The sequence below is a fragment of the Pseudomonas sp. 3JA genome (assembly GCF_036961705.1).
Classification (GTDB): Bacteria; Pseudomonadota; Gammaproteobacteria; order Pseudomonadales; family Pseudomonadaceae; genus Aquipseudomonas; species Aquipseudomonas fluorescens_Q.
In genome coordinates this window covers 39,357-54,980 of the sequence record NZ_JBAMDJ010000016.1, presented here as the reverse complement: position 1 = coordinate 54,980, position 15,624 = coordinate 39,357, and the positions used below count along the sequence as shown (strand labels likewise).

The window sequence follows — 15,624 nt, the reverse complement described above, 5'->3', positions numbered from 1 at the left end:
TGTCTCGTCATGGCTTGGTGAGGATGATTCGAGTGTAGACGGGCAACAGGGTGCTGAGGAGCGTAGCGAAGGGGATTTTATCTGTGCATAGCAAAACCCCCGGCAGGGCCGGGGGTTTTGAAGGTCACTCGTCGAGGAAGGAGCGCAGATGCTCGCTTCGCGTCGGGTGGCGCAGTTTGCGCAACGCCTTGGCTTCGATCTGACGAATCCGCTCACGGGTTACATCGAACTGCTTACCGACTTCCTCAAGGGTGTGGTCGGTATTCATGTCGATGCCGAAGCGCATGCGCAGTACCTTGGCTTCACGGGCAGTGAGGCCGGAGAGTACTTCGCGAGTCGCTTCCTTGAGACTCTCGACAGTGGCGACATCGATCGGAGACTGCATGGTGGAGTCTTCGATGAAGTCACCCAGATGGGAGTCTTCGTCATCACCGATCGGGGTTTCCATGGAGATCGGCTCTTTGGCGATCTTCAATACCTTGCGGATCTTGTCCTCGGGCATTTCCATGCGTTCGCCCAGCTCTTCCGGCGTCGGTTCGCGACCCATTTCCTGCAGCATCTGCCGGGAAATACGGTTGAGCTTGTTGATCGTCTCGATCATGTGCACCGGGATACGGATGGTGCGGGCCTGGTCGGCGATCGAGCGAGTGATCGCCTGACGGATCCACCAGGTGGCATAAGTCGAGAACTTGTAGCCGCGACGGTATTCGAACTTGTCCACCGCCTTCATCAGGCCGATGTTGCCTTCCTGGATCAGGTCGAGGAATTGCAGGCCGCGGTTGGTGTACTTCTTGGCGATGGAGATCACCAGACGCAAGTTCGCTTCGACCATCTCTTTCTTCGCGCGACGGGCCTTGGCCTCGCCGATCGACATGCGACGGTTGATGTCCTTGATCTCGGCGATGCTCAGGCCAGTCTCGGCCTCCAGCGCACTGAGCTTCTGCTGGCAGCGAACGATGTCCGGTTGCAGGCGAGCAATGGCTTCAGCGTATTTGCTCTTGCCCTTGGCCAGCGCATCGGTCCAGCTTTCGTCGACTTCGTTGCCAGGGAACTGGCGCAGGAAATCGGCACGCGGCATGCGGGCATCACGCACGCAAAGCTGCATGATCGCGCGCTCTTGCTGGCGCAAGCGATCCAGGGCGCTGCGAACACGTTCGACCAGGCCTTCGAATTGCTTGGGTACCAGCTTGATCGGCATGAACAGCTCGGCCAGTGCCAACAGCTCGGCAATCGCCTGCTTGTTGTTGCGGCCGTGCTTTTTCAGCGCCTTGCGGGTGATTTCCATCTGCTCGGCCACAGCGCCGAAACGCTGTGCTGCGATGATCGGATCCGGACCGCTTTCGGCTTCTTCCTCGTCGTCGCTCGCTTCGGCGTCGTCGTCATCGGTGTCGTCGTCGGCCTTGACGGCTTTTGCGTCGATCGGTGGCGGCACTTCGGCGGCAGGCGGCGCAATGCCGTCGTCCGGATCGATATAACCGCTCAAGACGTCGGACAGGCGGCCACCTTCGGTGGTGACGCGGGTGTACTCGGAGAGAATATGGTCAACCGTGCCAGGGAAGTGCGCGATAGCGCCCATCACTTCACGGATGCCTTCTTCAATACGCTTGGCGATTTCGATTTCGCCTTCACGTGTGAGGAGCTCTACCGTACCCATTTCACGCATGTACATGCGCACGGGGTCCGTGGTGCGACCAATGTCGGTCTCGACCGCTGCCAACGCTGCGGCCGCTTCTTCAGCGGCCGCCTCGTCGGTATCGGCGTCGGCCAGCATAAGGGCATCCTTATCTGGAGCAACCTCGAATACGTTGATCCCCATGTCGTTGATCATGCGGATGATGTCTTCCACCTGTTCCGGATCTGAAATATCCTCCGGCAGGTGGTCGTTGACCTCCGCGTAAGTCAGGTAGCCCTGCTCACGACCCAATAGGATCAACTCTTTGATACGAGACTGCTGTTGCGCTTTTCCGGACATAACACCCTATCCACTGAAGGTCTTGGCGGGCAAAAAACAAGCCGAGGATTATACCTGAGCTGTGACCTCACGCGCCAGTTGAGGTCGGGTTTGATGCGCAAACATTGCGGCTGAGTAAGTCGCGCAATTGGTTTTTCTCTTCGCTGGTCAACTCGCTCTGGCGAGCTTTTCGCAGAAGTTGTTCCAGGTTTCGCTCGCGTTGGCGGGCGGACAAGCTAGTAATGGTGTCGAAAAACTGTTGTTCAAGGTTGTCTCCCTCAATCAGCCATTCCTTCTCGGCCAGGGCCTTCAACAAGCGCCCCTGCTCGGTGCCGTGCCACCGTGCAATCAACTGGAAAGAGTTTAGCTTGGGGTTTTTCTGCACGGCTTCAAGGAGTGCAACCAGCAATTGCGTATTGCTGTGGTCCTCGGCGGCGAAGTGCCCGGCGTCCTCTACTTTTTCCGCCAGTTGCGGGTGATGCAGCAAGGTGCGCAAGGCGGCCAGTGTTGGTGGTTCGACGGCGGCCGGCACGCGCGGGGCACGTGGCTGGTCGCGATCGCCGCGCTTGCCGTTCTTGTCCCAGGGTTTCTTGTCCCATTTCTTGCCGCCACTGCCGGGTTTTTTCGGTGTCCATTCCTGCTGGGGGGCGTAATCCTGCTGAGGTTGATGATAGTCGGCGAAATCCGGCATCGCGTCGTAATCGATGCCCGGGTCATAAGCCGGTGGCGCCTCCTGGGGGGCGCTGTGCACCAGTTGATTGACCGCTTCACTGTTCAGGCCGGTGATCTCGCTCAGGCGCTGGCGCATGAGTGTGCGCAGGTTGGCGCCGGGCACCTTGTCGATCAACGGTGCCGCGAGGGTGGCCATGTGGGCCTTGCCTTCGAGGGAGCGTGGATCAGCTTCTTCGGTCAATTGCTGGAAAAAATAGTCGGCCAACGGCTGTGCGTGCTGGTTGATCCGCGCACGGAACGCATCGGTGCCTTCGGAGCGCACCAGGGTGTCCGGGTCCTCGCCCTCGGGCAGGAACAGGAAGCGTGCCCGCCGGCCGTCCTGCAGGCACGGCAAGGTCGCTTCCAGGGCGCGCCAGGCGGCGTTGCGACCGGCCTGGTCGCCGTCGAAGCAGAACAGCACGTTGGGCACGACACGAAACAGGCGTTTCATGTGCTCTTCGCTGGTGGCCGTGCCCAGGGTCGCCACGGCGTTGCGCAGGCCTTGCTGGGCCAGGGCAATAACGTCCATGTAGCCTTCGACGACAATGATTTCATCGAGGTTGCGGTTGTTCTTGCGTGCTTCGTACAGGCCATAGAGTTCCTGGCCCTTATGGAACACCGGGGTTTCCGGGGAGTTCAGGTATTTCGGCTTGTCGTCGCCCAGCACCCGGCCACCAAAGGCGATGATCCGTCCGCGCGTGTCGCGGATCGGAAACATGACCCGGTCGCGGAAGCGGTCGTAGCGCTTGCCGGTTTCGGCATTTTCAATCAGCAGGCCGGCGTCGATCATGGCGCGCTGTTGTAGCGTATCGCTGCTTAGGTGCTTGTACAGGTTGTCCCAGCCGGGCGGGGCGAAGCCGAGGCCGAAGTCCCGGGCGATTTCGCCGGTCAGGCCGCGGCCCTTGAGATAATCCACCGCAGCCTTGCGTGCCGGATGGCTTTTGAGGGCCTGGCGATAAAAATCCGCCGCCGCCGTCAGCAGTGGGTAAAGCGGAGAATCGGTCGGTTGGCGTGGCTTGTGCTGTCGACCGCTTTCCTCCCGGGGTATTTCCATGCCGGCGGCTTTGGCCAGTTCTTCGACGGCCTGGGGGAAGTCCAGGTTGTCGTGGTCCATGATGAAGCCGAGGGCATTGCCGCCAGCGCCGCAGCCGAAGCAATAGTAGAACTGCTTGTCGGGGCTGACGCTGAAAGAAGGCGTTTTTTCTTTATGGAACGGGCAGCAGGCCGTGTAGTTCTTGCCCGCTTTCTTCATTTGCAGGCGAGAGCTGACCACGTCGACGATGTCGGTGCGGTTCAGGAGGTCGTCAATAAAGCTCTGGGGAATCAGCCCGGCCATGGCGTTCTCATCATCACTGCGCGAAATATGGACCCGAAATCGGCAGGCGTAACCGGGTCTGGGTTTGAGGCACGCTAAATCGGTGGCTCGACCGGGTCGTCTGCATCATCGCTGTCGGGAAGTGTATCTGCCGATAATCCACTGACGTTAATAACTATCAGTATTCGACTGTTTGAATGTGTTGCGCTGAGTCCGGTAACGGCTAAGCGGACACGCAGGCAGGTGCCTTGGGCTGATCGTCGTTAGAGGAATCAGGGTGTGCTCGTCGGTAGCCTTGGAAGGCTCGTCAGGAAAGACGTGCACCGCTGGCAAAAGAGCCAGGTCTGACGCGGTGAAGCAGGTTGTCTTTGTCGCGTCTGCGACTTTGACAGTGAAGCATCAAGCGTTATTCCGCAAATGCCATAAGCCCGGCTTGAGGGCCGGGCTTGGCAGAAGCTTGCTACGGACGTCTGTGTATTAGTACAGACGTACGGCGCGGCGCTGTTCGCGCTGAACTTTCTTGGCGTGACGCTTAACAGCGGCTGCTGCCTTGCGCTTACGCTCAGAAGTCGGCTTCTCGTAGAATTCGCGGCTACGAACTTCAGCCAGAACACCGGCTTTTTCGCAGGAGCGCTTGAAACGACGCAGAGCTACGTCGAAGGGTTCGTTCTCTTTTACTTTGACGGCTGGCATCCAGAGCTACCTTCATTCATTACCGGGGTCAACATCCTCGCGGCAAAAGAGCACTTGAAGACGTCGGTTTTTAAGGGTTGCGGATGTTAACCCCTCAACGCTCGGAATGCAAAGCCTCTGATCGAAAACCGCTGGTCGGGGCACAACGCGGCGACTATTATGCGCGCCTTCGAATTCAGCCTCTACAAGGCGCAAACCCATGCTAGTACTGGGATTAGAAACCTCCTGCGACGAAACCGGTGTCGCACTTTACGACAGTGAACGTGGCCTGCTGGCCGATGCGCTGTTCAGCCAGATCGACCTGCACCGTGCCTACGGCGGGGTGGTGCCGGAGCTTGCCTCCCGCGATCACGTCAAGCGCATGCTGCCCTTGATCCGTCAGGTCCTGGCCGAAGCCAACTGTGTGCCGACTGAGATCGACGGTATCGCCTACACCGCCGGCCCGGGCCTGGTGGGCGCGTTGCTGGTGGGCGCCTCCTGTGCCCAGGCGCTGGCCTTTGCCTGGGGGATTCCGGCCTTGGGCGTGCATCACATGGAAGGCCACCTGCTGGCGCCGATGCTGGAGTCGCAACCGCCACAATTTCCGTTCGTCGCTTTGTTGGTATCGGGCGGCCATACGCAGCTCATTCGAGTCGATGGCATCGGCCAATACGAGTTGCTCGGCGAGACGCTCGATGATGCTGCCGGCGAAGCGTTCGACAAAACTGCAAAAATGATGGGCCTCAATTATCCCGGTGGGCCGGAAATTTCCCGGCTTGCGACGCAAGGGGTCGATGGGCGTTTCGTGTTCCCGCGGCCGATGTGCGACCGTCCCGGCCTGGATTTCAGTTTCAGCGGGTTGAAGACCTTCGCCCTGAACACCTGGCAGCAGTGCGTCTGCGCCGGGGACGACAGTGAACAAGCCCGTTGCGACATCTCGCTGGCGTTCCAGCAGGCCGTGGTGGAGACTTTGACCATCAAGTGCAAGCGTGCCCTCAAGCAGGCCGGGCTCAAGCGCCTGGTGATCGCAGGCGGCGTGAGCGCGAACAAGGCCTTGCGGGCATCGCTGGAGAAAATGCTCGGCGACATGAAGGGCGACGTTTACTACGCCCGGCCGGAGTTCTGTACAGATAACGGCGCGATGATTGCCTTTGCCGGTTGCCAGCGCTTGCAGGCCGGCCAGCACGAAAGCCTGGCGATCAGCGTGCAGGCGCGCTGGCCGATGGAGCAGTTGGCGCCCCTGTGATAGGGCATTTAAAAATGCCGTTCGCGCCCGGCGAACAGGTCGCGTAGATTGCCCCGGTGACGCCAGACGATCAGCGCAACCAGCGCGGTCATCGGTAGCAAGGCCGCCGGTTCCTGCCAGGCCAGTAGCGGCAGGGTCAGCGGCGTGGCGATCAGCGCGGCCAGGGAGCTGGTGCGGGTCAGGTAGAACGTCAGCAGCCAGGCACAGACAGCCAGCAGGGCGGCGGGTGGGTACAGGCCCAGCAACATGCCGGCGGCGGTGGCGACACCCTTGCCGCCACGAAAGCGAAAGTACAGCGGGAATAGATGGCCGATGACGGCGCAGACGCCAATCCAGGCCTGTTGCTGCAACGAGAGCCCTGCGAGGCTGGCGATCAATACCGGGACAAGGCCTTTGCAGAGGTCGCCCAGCAGGGTCAGGATGGCGAGTTTGCGTCCGGCCAGGCGCAGCATGTTGGTGGCGCCGGCATTGCCTGAGCCACTCATTCGCGGATCCGGGCGACCGGTCAGGCGGCTGAGCAAAATGGCGAAGGACAGCGAGCCGAGCAGGTAGGCGAGAATCGCCAGTAACCAAAACATGCTAACTATTCCGGGCGAGGACGCCCTGATTCTAACGGCGCATTGCGCCCTTGTCGTGCTGCGGAGAAGAGTGCTTGGACAGAGTGTTTATCGAGGGCCTGGAAGTCGACACGGTAATCGGGGCCTACGACTGGGAGCGAGGCATCCGACAGTGCCTGCGGCTTGACCTGAGCTTCGCCTGGGACAACCGTCCGGCCGCCGCGGGCGACGACCTGACCCTGGCACTCGACTACGCCAGCGTATCGTCGCGCATCCAGGCATTTGCCGAGCAGGCGCAGTTCCAATTGGTCGAGACCTTTGCCGAGCGACTGGCCCAGGAGCTCATGGATGAGTTCAAGATCACCTGGCTGCGTCTGAAATTAACCAAGCCTGGCGCCGTACCGGCGGCCAGCGGCGTTGGTGTGGAGATCGAGCGCGGATGTCGCTGACTCAGGTTTTTCTCGGGCTCGGCAGCAATATCGAGCGCGAAACCCATCTGTGCGCCGGTCTTGAAGCCTTGGCCGGTTTCCTGGTGGACATCCGCTGTTCGGCCGTGTTCGAGAGCCAGCCGGTGGGTATCAAGAGCGGGCCATTCTTCAATTTCGTCGTCTCGGCCTTCACGGATCTGCCGCTGATGGAGCTGGATCGTCGTCTCAAGTTCATCGAGGCGGACAACGGTCGCTATGCGCCGGACCGCAAGGGGCTGCCGCTGGATATCGACGTGTTGTTGTATGGCGAACAGGTCGGCAACTTCGATGGATTGATCTTGCCGCGCGCGGAAATCCTCAAGAACGCCTTCGTCCTATGGCCTTTGTCGTTGATCGCGCCGGATCGGATTCACCCAGGCGTCGGCAAAAGCTTCGCCACTTTGTGGGAAGAATCGCAGATCGACCAGGTGCTGGCGCCAGTGGCTTTCGAATGGCGTGGCCAGCAGCTTACGCCATCGAATCTGCTGTGAGGCGCCTGCCGTCATCGCGAGCCTGCTCGCGATGGCGGTGTTACATCCGGCCGGAATGCGAACTGACCTGAAAACGCCCGTCAGCTCGCCACCTCCTTATAGGCCTTCAACGCCTTGAGCCGCTCGCGCTTGATCGCCTCACCCAGCTCCGGTCCCTTGAAGCCTTTCTCCAGCAAGGGCTGCACCGCCACTGCGCGGGCTGCTGCCGCTGCGCCCCGCAAATAATCAGCCTGTGGATAACTTCTGTCTTCAAGCCCTTTGCGCCCCCGCGCATCCATCTCACAGGCTGCGATGAATTCCTCGAAGCGCTGAGGACGACGGTACACATCGAAACTCTGCAGCAGCTCAAGCAAAGTGGACGCCTTGAGCTCAAGCGCGCGATGACCATGGGTGTGGTATTGGCCTACCAGTAACGCCAATTCCTGACAGTCGCGGGGCGCCTTGAAGCGTTCGTTGACCGCTTTGATCAGCTTCAGCCCCGTGTGCTCATGGGCGATGTGTCGTGGCCATTCGTGTTGGGGCGTCAGGCCTTTGCCCAGGTCATGGAGCAGGCAGGCCCAGCGGACTGTCAGCGGTTGTTGGTGCAGGGCGGCTTGTTCCAGCACGCTCAGGGTATGGACGCCAGTGTCGATTTCCGGGTGATGGGCTTCAGGCTGGGGTACGCCAAACAGCGCATCGACCTCTGGCATCAGGACCTTGAGGGCCGTGCAGTCGCGCAAGACCTGGATAAATACCTGCGGCTGTTTTTCCATGAGGGCGCGGGAAATTTCTTTCCAACTGCGCTCGGCCGTCAGTGCTTCCAGCTCGCCGGACTCGCTGAGTTGGCGCATCAGTTCAAGGGTTTCGTCCGCCACCTTGAAACCCAGCGGAGCATAACGCGCGGCGAAGCGGGCAACCCGCAGGACTCGGAGCGGATCTTCGGCGAAAGCGGGGGAAACGTGGCGTAGCACCCGGGCTTCCAGGTCGCGCTGGCCGTGGTACGGATCGGTCAGGTTGCCATGGTCATCTTCGGCCATGGCGTTGATCGTCAGGTCTCGGCGAACCAGGTCCTGCTCCAGGGTCACTTCAGGGCTTGCATGGAACACGAAGCCGCCATAGCCTCGGCCGCTCTTGCGTTCGGTGCGGGCGAGGGCGTACTCCTCGCCGCTCTTTGGGTCTAGGAATACCGGAAAATCGGCTCCCACCGGGCGAAACCCCTTGGCGAGCATTTCCTCGGCGGTGGCACCCACCACGACCCGATCGATGTCGGTGACGGGAATGCCTAGCAGGCGGTCGCGAACGGCGCCGCCGACTTTATAGATCTGCATAAAAAACCTCCGTTGGTCCGACAGGATAACCTGTGCGTCGGACATCCGGAGGCGAAAACGGGATCAAAGATGAATGACGGCCAGGTCCAGGCGACCGTAGTCTCCTTCGGCTTGTTCGCCTCTGGGGGGGACGTGATGGGTTTTCATCACCTGGTCGCCTTGCAGGGTTTCCAAGTGGATGTCGAAACCCCAGAGGCGATGCAGGTGCTTGAGCACTTCGTCGGTGGAGTCGCCCAGGGGTTTGCGGTTGTGTGCCTGGTGCCGCAGGGTCAGCGAGCGATCCCCGCGGCGGTCAATGCTGTAGATCTGCACATTGGGTTCGCGATTGCCCAGATTGTACTGCGCCGCCAGGGTTTCGCGAATGATGCGGTAGCCGCCCTCATCGTGAATGGCAGGTACCAGCAGGTCATCTTTCTGATCGTCATCGAGGATGCTGAACAGTTTCAGGTCGCGGATCACCTTGGGCGAGAGGTACTGCAGGATGAAACTTTCGTCCTTGAAGCTGCTCATGGCGAATTTAATGGCGGACAACCAGTCCGAGCCGGCAATTTCCGGGAACCAGCGACGATCTTCCTCGGTGGGGTTTTCGCACATGCGCCGGATGTCGCGGTACATGGCGAAGCCCAGTGCGTAAGGGTTGATACCGCTGTAGTACGGGCTGTCGAAGCCAGGCTGGAACACCACGCTGGTGTGGGACGTCAGGAACTCCATCATGAAGCCGTCTGTGACCAGGCCCTCGTCGTACAAGTCGTTCATCAGCGTGTAGTGCCAGAACGTGGCCCAGCCCTCGTTCATGACCTGGGTTTGGCGCTGTGGATAGAAGTACTGGGCGATCTTGCGCACGATGCGCACGATTTCCCGCTGCCACGGCTCCAGCAGCGGCGCATGTTTTTCAATGAAATAGAGAATGTTCTCCTGGGGCTCGGCAGGGAACCGTGCATTGTCTTTTTCGTTGTACTTGTCTGCACCTTTGGGAATGGTGCGCCACAGGTCGTTGATCTGTTTTTGCAGGTGCTCTTCGCGATCCTTCTGGCGCCGACGTTCTTCTTCGGCGGAAATCGGATACGGCCGCTTGTAGCGGTCCACGCCGTAGTTCATCAGGGCGTGGCAGGAGTCCAGCAGGTCCTCCACCGCGTCGATACCATGGCGCTCCTCGCATTGCATGATGTACTGCTTGGCGAACACCAGGTAATCGATGATCGAGCTGGCATCGGTCCAGGTGCGGAACAGGTAGTTGCCCTTGAAGAAGCTGTTGTGCCCATAGCAGGCATGCGCCACCACCAGGGCCTGCATGCAGATGGTGTTTTCTTCCATCAGGTAGGCGATGCAGGGATCGGAGTTGATGACGATCTCATAGGCCAACCCCATCTGGCCCCGGCTGTAGGATTTCTCGGTACTGAGGAAGTGTTTGCCGTAGGACCAGTGGTGATAGCCCAGCGGCATGCCGACCGACGCGTAGGCGTCCATCATCTGCTCGGCGGTGATCACCTCGATCTGGTTCGGGTAGGTGTCGAGGGCATAACGGTCCGCGATACGGCTGATTTCGCGGTCGTAGGCCTTGATCAGCTCGAATGTCCATTCGGAGCCGGTGGAAATAGGCTGGCGCTTCTGCTCTTTTTTGGCGGTCATGTCACTAACCTGCGCTGGAAGAGTTCACGGAAGACCGGGTAGATATCCCCGGCCGAGACCAATTGCTGTTGGGCAAATGTGTCGGAAAAAGCTTCGGCAATCCGTTCGTATTCGTACCACAAGGCCTGGTGTTCGCGTGGAGTAATTTCCACGTAGGTGTAGTACTGGACGAACGGCATGATCTGGTTGATCAGGATGTCACGGCAGATCGGTGAATCGTCGTTCCAGTTGTCACCGTCCGACGCCTGGGCTGCATAGATGTTCCATTCGTTGGCGGGGTAGCGCTCGGCCATGATTTCCTGCATCAGCTTCAGGGCGCTGGAGACGATGGTGCCGCCGGTTTCCCTGGAATAGAAGAATTCCTCTTCGTCCACTTCCCGGGCGCTGGTGTGATGGCGGATGAACACTACATCGATCTTGTCGTAGTTCCGTTTCAGGAACAGGTACAGCAGGATGAAGAAGCGCTTGGCGATGTCCTTGGTGGCCTGGGTCATGGAGCCGGAGACGTCCATCAGGCAGAACATCACCGCCTTGGAGCTGGGGTTTGGCTGTTTCACCAGCAGGTTGTACTTGAGGTCGAACGTGTCGAGGAACGGTACGCGATGGATGCGGGCGCTGAGTTTCTCGATTTCCGCTTCAAGGTCCTGGATGTCGCCAAAATTGTCGGGTTCTTCGCGTTTCAGGCGGGCCAGTTCTTCCTTCACCTCGCGTAGTTTTGCCCGGCTGCTGCCCGACAGCGCGATACGCCGGGCGTGGGCTGAGCGAAGGGTGCGGATGATGTTGATGCGTGATGGATTGCCTTCGTTGCTGATACCGGCACGCACGGTCTTGAAGGTGTCGGTGCCGGTCAGGTTACGCTTGACCAGGTTCGGCAGCTCCAGGTCCTCGAACATGAACTCCAGGAATTCCTCCTGGGTGATCTGGAACACGAACTCATCCATGCCTTCGCCGGAGTTGCCGGCCTTGCCGGGTCCCTTGCCGCCGCCTCCGCCCTGGGGACGGGGGATGTGCTCGCCACTGGTGAATTCCTTGTTGCCGGGGTGCACGACGGTCTGTTTGCCACCGCGACCATGGTGAAGCACCGGCTCGTCGATGTCGCGACCGGGGATGCTGATCTGTTCGCCGTGTTCCATATCGGTAATGGAACGCCGGCTGACCGCCTCTTCGACGGCCTTCTTGATGTGATCACGGTAACGCCGCAGAAACCGCTGGCGGTTCACCGTGCTCTTGTTCTTGCCATTAAGGCGTCGGTCGATCACATAGCTCATAGGCCCCTCCGGGGGAGCTTCAAGTCGTAAGCCTCAAGCTGCAAGGGGCGTGGCGTCGAGCCATGGGCTCAACGCCGTTCCCTTACAGGCTGTAGCTAGAAGCTTGCCGCTGCTTACTGCGATTTCCGGACCCGCAGATACCACTCGGAGAGCAGTCGTACCTGTTTGTCGGTATAGCCACGTTCGACCATGCGTGTGACGAAATCGTTGTGTTTTTGCTGGTCCTCCTTGCTGGCCTTGGCGTTGAAGCTGATGACTGGCAGCAGGTCTTCGGTGTTGGAGAACATTTTCTTCTCGATGACCACCCGCAGCTTTTCATAGCTGAGCCAGGTTGGGTTCTTGCCGTTGTTGTTGGCCCGGGCGCGCAATACGAAGTTGACGATCTCGTTGCGGAAGTCCTTCGGATTGCTGATGCCCGCCGGTTTCTCGATTTTTTCCAGTTCCTCGTTGAGGGCCACGCGATTGAGGATTTCGCCGGTTTCCGGGTCGCGGTATTCCTGGTCTTGGATCCAGAAGTCTGCGTACAGCACGTAGCGGTCGAAGATGTTCTGGCCGTACTCGCTGTAGGACTCCAGGTACGCCGTCTGGATTTCCTTGCCGATGAACTCGATGTAGCGCGGGGCCAGGTATTCCTTGAGGAAACGCAGGTAGCGCTCGCGGGTTTCGGCCTGGAATTGCTCTTGCTCGATCTGCTGTTCCAGCACATACAGCAGATGAACCGGGTTGGCCGCGATCTCGTGAGGGTCGAAGTTGAAGACCTTGGACAGGATCTTGAACGCGAAGCGTGTGGACAGCCCGTTCATCCCTTCGTCAACCCCCGCATTGTCGCGGTATTCCTGGATCGACTTGGCCTTCGGATCGGTGTCCTTGAGGTTTTCACCGTCGTACACGCGCATCTTCGAATAGATGTTGGAGTTTTCCGGTTCCTTGAGGCGCGACAGCACCGTGAACTGGGCAAGCATCTTCAGGGTGTCGGGTGCGCAATGGGCCTTGGACAGCGAGCTGTTGAACAGCAGCTTGTCGTAGATCTTCACCTCATCGCTCACTCGCAGGCAGTACGGCACCTTGACGATGTAGATCCGGTCGATGAAGGCCTCGTTGTTCTTGTTGTTGCGGAAGGTATGCCATTCCGATTCGTTGGAGTGGGCCAGCAGGATGCCGGTGAACGGAATGGCCCCCAGCCCCTCGGTGCTGTTGTAGTTGCCTTCCTGAGTGGCGGTCAGCAGCGGGTGCAGCACCTTGATGGGCGCCTTGAACATTTCGACGAATTCCATCAGGCCCTGGTTGGCCCGGCACAGCGCACCCGAATAGCTGTAGGCATCGGCGTCGTTCTGTGGGAATTCTTCCAGTTTACGGATATCGACCTTGCCCACCAGGGCGGAAATATCCTGGTTGTTTTCGTCACCCGGTTCGGTCTTGGCCACCGCGATCTGGTTGAGGATCGATGGGTAGAGCTTGACCACCTTGAACTGGCTGATGTCACCGCCGAACTCGGCCAGGCGCTTGGTGGCCCATGGCGACATGATGGTATTGAGATAGCGGCGTGGAATGCCGAAGTCTTCCTCAAGGATCGCGCCATCTTCAGTGGCGTTGAAAAGCCCTAGAGGCGATTCGAACACCGGCGAGCCCTTGATGGCATAGAAGGGCACTTTTTCGATCAGTTGCTTGAGCTTCTCGGCCAGGGACGATTTACCACCACCCACGGGGCCGAGCAGATAAAGGATTTGTTTCTTCTCTTCCAGGCCTTGGGCGGCGTGGCGGAAATAGGACACGATCTGTTCGATGCATTCTTCCATCCCGTGGAAGTCCGCAAAGGCCGGATAGCGGCGAATCACCTTGTTGGAGAAGATGCGCGAGAGCCTCGAGTTGGTCGAGGTATCCAGCAGCTCCGGTTCTCCGATGGCCAGCAACAGACGCTCCGCAGCCGACACATAGGCACTGCGGTCCTGCTTGCAGAGTTCGAGGTATTCCTGCAGCGAGTATTCCTCTTGCCGCGTGGACTCGAAACGTTGCTGGAAGTGGCTAAAAATGCTCATGACGTCACCTCGCTCGATACGTGGAGCCGGTGTCGGATCAATCAGTCGATGCTGGACAGCCGCTGGGAACCCAGTTGCCGTTTTACCCCCCAGAATGCTTTCAAGCATGCAGGCTCTTGAAAGCTGACTCCCGATGACCCGCGCGCCGGTGTACCGGCTCTCCCCTGTTTTGGATGGCCTGAGGCTAAGGATAGTTCGGAATCGCGGAGGTAAAGGTGGAATACGTAATTAGTTATGGCAGACCGTTCGTCTGCCATCGCTCAAGCCCACGGTTCACGCGGGCTTGGACGGCATAAAAAATTATTCGTGATTGTCTTGCGCTGTTTCTGAAGGATAAGTCGCACGCCACAACTCAAAGCCGCCGTCCAGGCTGTAGACGTCGCTGAAGCCCTGGCTGACCAGATAGGCGGCTGCGCTCTGGCTGGAGTTGCCGTGATAGCAGACCACGACAGTCGGCGCATCGAGGTCGGCGGCACGGATGAAGTCAGCGATGGAATGGTTATCCAGATGCTGGGAGCCACTGATATGCGAAGCGGCAAAAGTGGCTGGGTCGCGGACGTCGACGACGACCGCGCCTTGCTGGCGCAGGGCCTGGGCCTGTTCCGGGGGGATGCGTTTGAATTCGCTCATGAGGGGCTCCTGTAGCTGAAGCGCAACGCCGGTCAAACGGCAGTGCCGGCCGGCAATGGTGCAGTGGTCGGGTGATGGGTTTTGGCGTGGCCCTGTTCATCGCAATCGCAATGCAGTTGCTCGCCAGTGTCGACGTTCATCAGGGTCATGGCACTGCCCCACACGCAACCGGTATCGAGGGCGAAGACGCCGGGTTCGTCGGATTGGCCGCCGAGTGCGGCCCAGTGCCCGAAAATGATCTTCAGGTTACGGGTCTTGCGCTCACTGTGCTTGAACCAGGGGGCATAGCCGGGCGGCGCCGTCTCGATACCTTCCTTGCCCTTGAGATCGAGCTTGCCGTCGCGGGTGCAGAAGCGCATGCGCGTGAAATAATTGGTGATGACGCGAAGACGAGCGCTGCCGGTGAGGTCGTTGTCCCACTTGACCGGCTCGTTGCCGTACATGCCGTCCAGGTAGGGGGCGAACAGGTTGTCGTCACGCAATGCCTGTTCGACTTCTCCAGCGCACTTGAGCGCCTTGCGCAGGGACCACTGGGGCGGGATGCCGGCATGGACCAGTGCAAGGTGGCGCGCCTCGTCGTAGTGCATGAGCTTCTGCTGGCGCAACCACTCCAGCAGTTCAACGCAATCGGGGGCGTCGAGAATTTCGCTCAAGGTGTCGGACTTTTTCAGGCGCTCGATGTTCTGCCAGGCAGCCAGCAGATGCAGGTCGTGGTTACCGAGCACGCACACCAGCGACTGGCGGATGCTGTAGAGAAAGCGCAACGTCTCAAGGGACTGCGGGCCACGGTTGACCAGGTCGCCCACCAGCCACAGCGTGTCTTTTTGAGGATCGAAAGCAACGCGCTCCAGCAAGCATTTGAGCGGGTCGAGGCAGCCTTGCAGGTCGCCGACCGCATACGTGGCCATTAGTGCAGGGCTCCGGGCACGGCCAGGCGAAAGGGTTTGATGACGGCGTCGAAGCGTTTGCCGTCCTCGGCCAGCATCTGGTAGGTGCCCTGCATGGTGCCGACCTTGGTCGTCATCACCGTGCCGCTGCTGTAGCTGTGGCTCTTGCCTGCATCGATCAACGGCTGCTGGCCGACCACACCTTCGCCACGCACTTCTTCGACATGGCCATCGCCGTCGGTGATGATCCAATGCCGTGACAGCAGCCTGGCCGGCAAGGAGCCGTTATTGCGCACGGTAATGCTGTAGGCGAAAGCGAAGCGGTCATGCTCGGGTTGCGACTGTTCTGCCAGAAAACGGGTGGTGACGCTGACGTCGACCTGGTAGCGAGGATCAGACATGCAAATAAGGCCTTAAAAACGAAGCGGGACGCGGGCGCGACTCAGGAGATCAGTCT

At 59.7% G+C, this 15,624-nt stretch carries 14 protein-coding genes; 3 read left to right on the top strand and 11 right to left on the bottom strand.

The window, feature by feature from the left end; genetic code table 11:
* Positions 1-124: 124 nt before the first annotated feature.
* From rpoD to rpsU, 3 genes are all read right to left on the bottom strand, one after another.
* On the bottom strand, positions 125-1,972 hold the full coding sequence (rpoD, locus tag V7773_RS14630; protein ID WP_336073977.1) for an RNA polymerase sigma factor RpoD: 1,848 nt from the start codon (positions 1,970-1,972) through the stop codon (positions 125-127).
* A gap of 67 nt (positions 1,973-2,039) precedes the next feature.
* Positions 2,040-3,998 carry a DNA primase gene (gene dnaG, locus V7773_RS14625; protein WP_072342441.1) on the bottom strand — a complete coding sequence of 653 codons (1,959 nt, stop codon included), beginning with the start codon at positions 3,996-3,998 and terminating at the stop codon, positions 2,040-2,042.
* A 456-nt stretch (positions 3,999-4,454) separates the two neighbouring features.
* On the bottom strand, positions 4,455-4,670 hold the full coding sequence (gene rpsU, locus V7773_RS14620) for a 30S ribosomal protein S21 (RefSeq protein ID WP_002551877.1): 216 nt from the start codon (positions 4,668-4,670) through the stop codon (positions 4,455-4,457).
* Positions 4,671-4,869: 199 nt separating this feature from the next.
* On the opposite strand from rpsU, the gene tsaD reads away from it, so the two are divergent.
* Entirely contained in the window at positions 4,870-5,895 is a 1,026-nt protein-coding gene (gene tsaD, locus V7773_RS14615) for a tRNA (adenosine(37)-N6)-threonylcarbamoyltransferase complex transferase subunit TsaD (RefSeq protein ID WP_336073976.1), read from the top strand.
* A gap of 8 nt (positions 5,896-5,903) precedes the next feature.
* Here the strand turns inward: tsaD and plsY are convergent, their stop codons facing one another.
* Positions 5,904-6,473 (bottom strand): glycerol-3-phosphate 1-O-acyltransferase PlsY, encoded by a 570-nt coding sequence (gene plsY / locus V7773_RS14610; protein WP_003206189.1) that lies wholly within the window; start codon positions 6,471-6,473, stop codon positions 5,904-5,906.
* A 74-nt stretch (positions 6,474-6,547) separates the two neighbouring features.
* Here plsY and folB point away from each other — a divergent pair, with 74 nt between their 5' ends.
* On the top strand, positions 6,548-6,901 hold the full coding sequence (folB, locus tag V7773_RS14605; RefSeq protein WP_003206187.1) for a dihydroneopterin aldolase: 354 nt from the start codon (positions 6,548-6,550) through the stop codon (positions 6,899-6,901).
* Entirely contained in the window at positions 6,892-7,410 is a 519-nt protein-coding gene (folK, locus tag V7773_RS14600; protein ID WP_057449623.1) for a 2-amino-4-hydroxy-6-hydroxymethyldihydropteridine diphosphokinase, read from the top strand. The genes folB and folK overlap by 10 nt, the downstream gene beginning before the upstream one ends.
* A gap of 80 nt (positions 7,411-7,490) precedes the next feature.
* Here the strand turns inward: folK and V7773_RS14595 are convergent, their stop codons facing one another.
* From V7773_RS14595 to apaG, 7 genes are all read right to left on the bottom strand, one after another.
* Positions 7,491-8,717, bottom strand: coding sequence for a multifunctional CCA addition/repair protein (locus V7773_RS14595; protein ID WP_336073975.1), 1,227 nt, complete (start codon positions 8,715-8,717; stop codon positions 7,491-7,493).
* 63 nt (positions 8,718-8,780) lie between these two features.
* On the bottom strand, positions 8,781-10,346 hold the full coding sequence (locus V7773_RS14590) for a SpoVR family protein (protein ID WP_063324107.1): 1,566 nt from the start codon (positions 10,344-10,346) through the stop codon (positions 8,781-8,783).
* The gene (locus V7773_RS14585) at positions 10,343-11,614 is read right to left on the bottom strand and encodes a YeaH/YhbH family protein (RefSeq protein ID WP_025215799.1); all 1,272 of its coding nucleotides are present in this window, start codon (positions 11,612-11,614) and stop codon (positions 10,343-10,345) included. Before V7773_RS14585 ends, V7773_RS14590 begins: the two co-directional genes overlap by 4 nt.
* A 113-nt stretch (positions 11,615-11,727) precedes the next feature.
* Complete coding sequence (locus V7773_RS14580) at positions 11,728-13,650, bottom strand: PrkA family serine protein kinase (protein ID WP_253469928.1); 1,923 nt, start codon at positions 13,648-13,650, stop codon at positions 11,728-11,730.
* Positions 13,651-13,950: 300 nt separating this feature from the next.
* Positions 13,951-14,280 (bottom strand): thiosulfate sulfurtransferase GlpE, encoded by a 330-nt coding sequence (gene glpE / locus V7773_RS14575; protein WP_336073974.1) that lies wholly within the window; start codon positions 14,278-14,280, stop codon positions 13,951-13,953.
* Positions 14,281-14,312: 32 nt separating this feature from the next.
* Positions 14,313-15,188 (bottom strand): symmetrical bis(5'-nucleosyl)-tetraphosphatase, encoded by an 876-nt coding sequence (locus tag V7773_RS14570; RefSeq protein ID WP_336073973.1) that lies wholly within the window; start codon positions 15,186-15,188, stop codon positions 14,313-14,315.
* On the bottom strand, positions 15,188-15,568 hold the full coding sequence (gene apaG / locus V7773_RS14565) for a Co2+/Mg2+ efflux protein ApaG (protein WP_003206172.1): 381 nt from the start codon (positions 15,566-15,568) through the stop codon (positions 15,188-15,190). The genes V7773_RS14570 and apaG overlap by 1 nt, the downstream gene beginning before the upstream one ends.
* Positions 15,569-15,624: the final 56 nt, after the last annotated feature.

Bases quoted from the DNA above. Each gene is read 5' to 3' on its own strand.
- V7773_RS14595 (WP_336073975.1), bottom strand. From the start codon at position 8,717: ATGCAGATCTATAAAGTCGGCGGCGCCGTTCGCGACCGCCTGCTAGGC.
- folK (WP_057449623.1), top strand. From the start codon at position 6,892: ATGTCGCTGACTCAGGTTTTTCTCGGGCTCGGCAGCAATATCGAGCGC.
- rpsU (WP_002551877.1), bottom strand. From the start codon at position 4,670: ATGCCAGCCGTCAAAGTAAAAGAGAACGAACCCTTCGACGTAGCTCTG.
- plsY (WP_003206189.1), bottom strand. From the start codon at position 6,473: ATGTTTTGGTTACTGGCGATTCTCGCCTACCTGCTCGGCTCGCTGTCC.
- glpE (WP_336073974.1), bottom strand. From the start codon at position 14,280: ATGAGCGAATTCAAACGCATCCCCCCGGAACAGGCCCAGGCCCTGCGC.
- V7773_RS14590 (WP_063324107.1), bottom strand. From the start codon at position 10,346: ATGACCGCCAAAAAAGAGCAGAAGCGCCAGCCTATTTCCACCGGCTCC.
- V7773_RS14580 (WP_253469928.1), bottom strand. From the start codon at position 13,650: ATGAGCATTTTTAGCCACTTCCAGCAACGTTTCGAGTCCACGCGGCAA.
- V7773_RS14570 (WP_336073973.1), bottom strand. From the start codon at position 15,188: ATGGCCACGTATGCGGTCGGCGACCTGCAAGGCTGCCTCGACCCGCTC.
- apaG (WP_003206172.1), bottom strand. From the start codon at position 15,568: ATGTCTGATCCTCGCTACCAGGTCGACGTCAGCGTCACCACCCGTTTT.
- tsaD (WP_336073976.1), top strand. From the start codon at position 4,870: ATGCTAGTACTGGGATTAGAAACCTCCTGCGACGAAACCGGTGTCGCA.
- dnaG (WP_072342441.1), bottom strand. From the start codon at position 3,998: ATGGCCGGGCTGATTCCCCAGAGCTTTATTGACGACCTCCTGAACCGC.
- V7773_RS14585 (WP_025215799.1), bottom strand. From the start codon at position 11,614: ATGAGCTATGTGATCGACCGACGCCTTAATGGCAAGAACAAGAGCACG.
- rpoD (WP_336073977.1), bottom strand. From the start codon at position 1,972: ATGTCCGGAAAAGCGCAACAGCAGTCTCGTATCAAAGAGTTGATCCTA.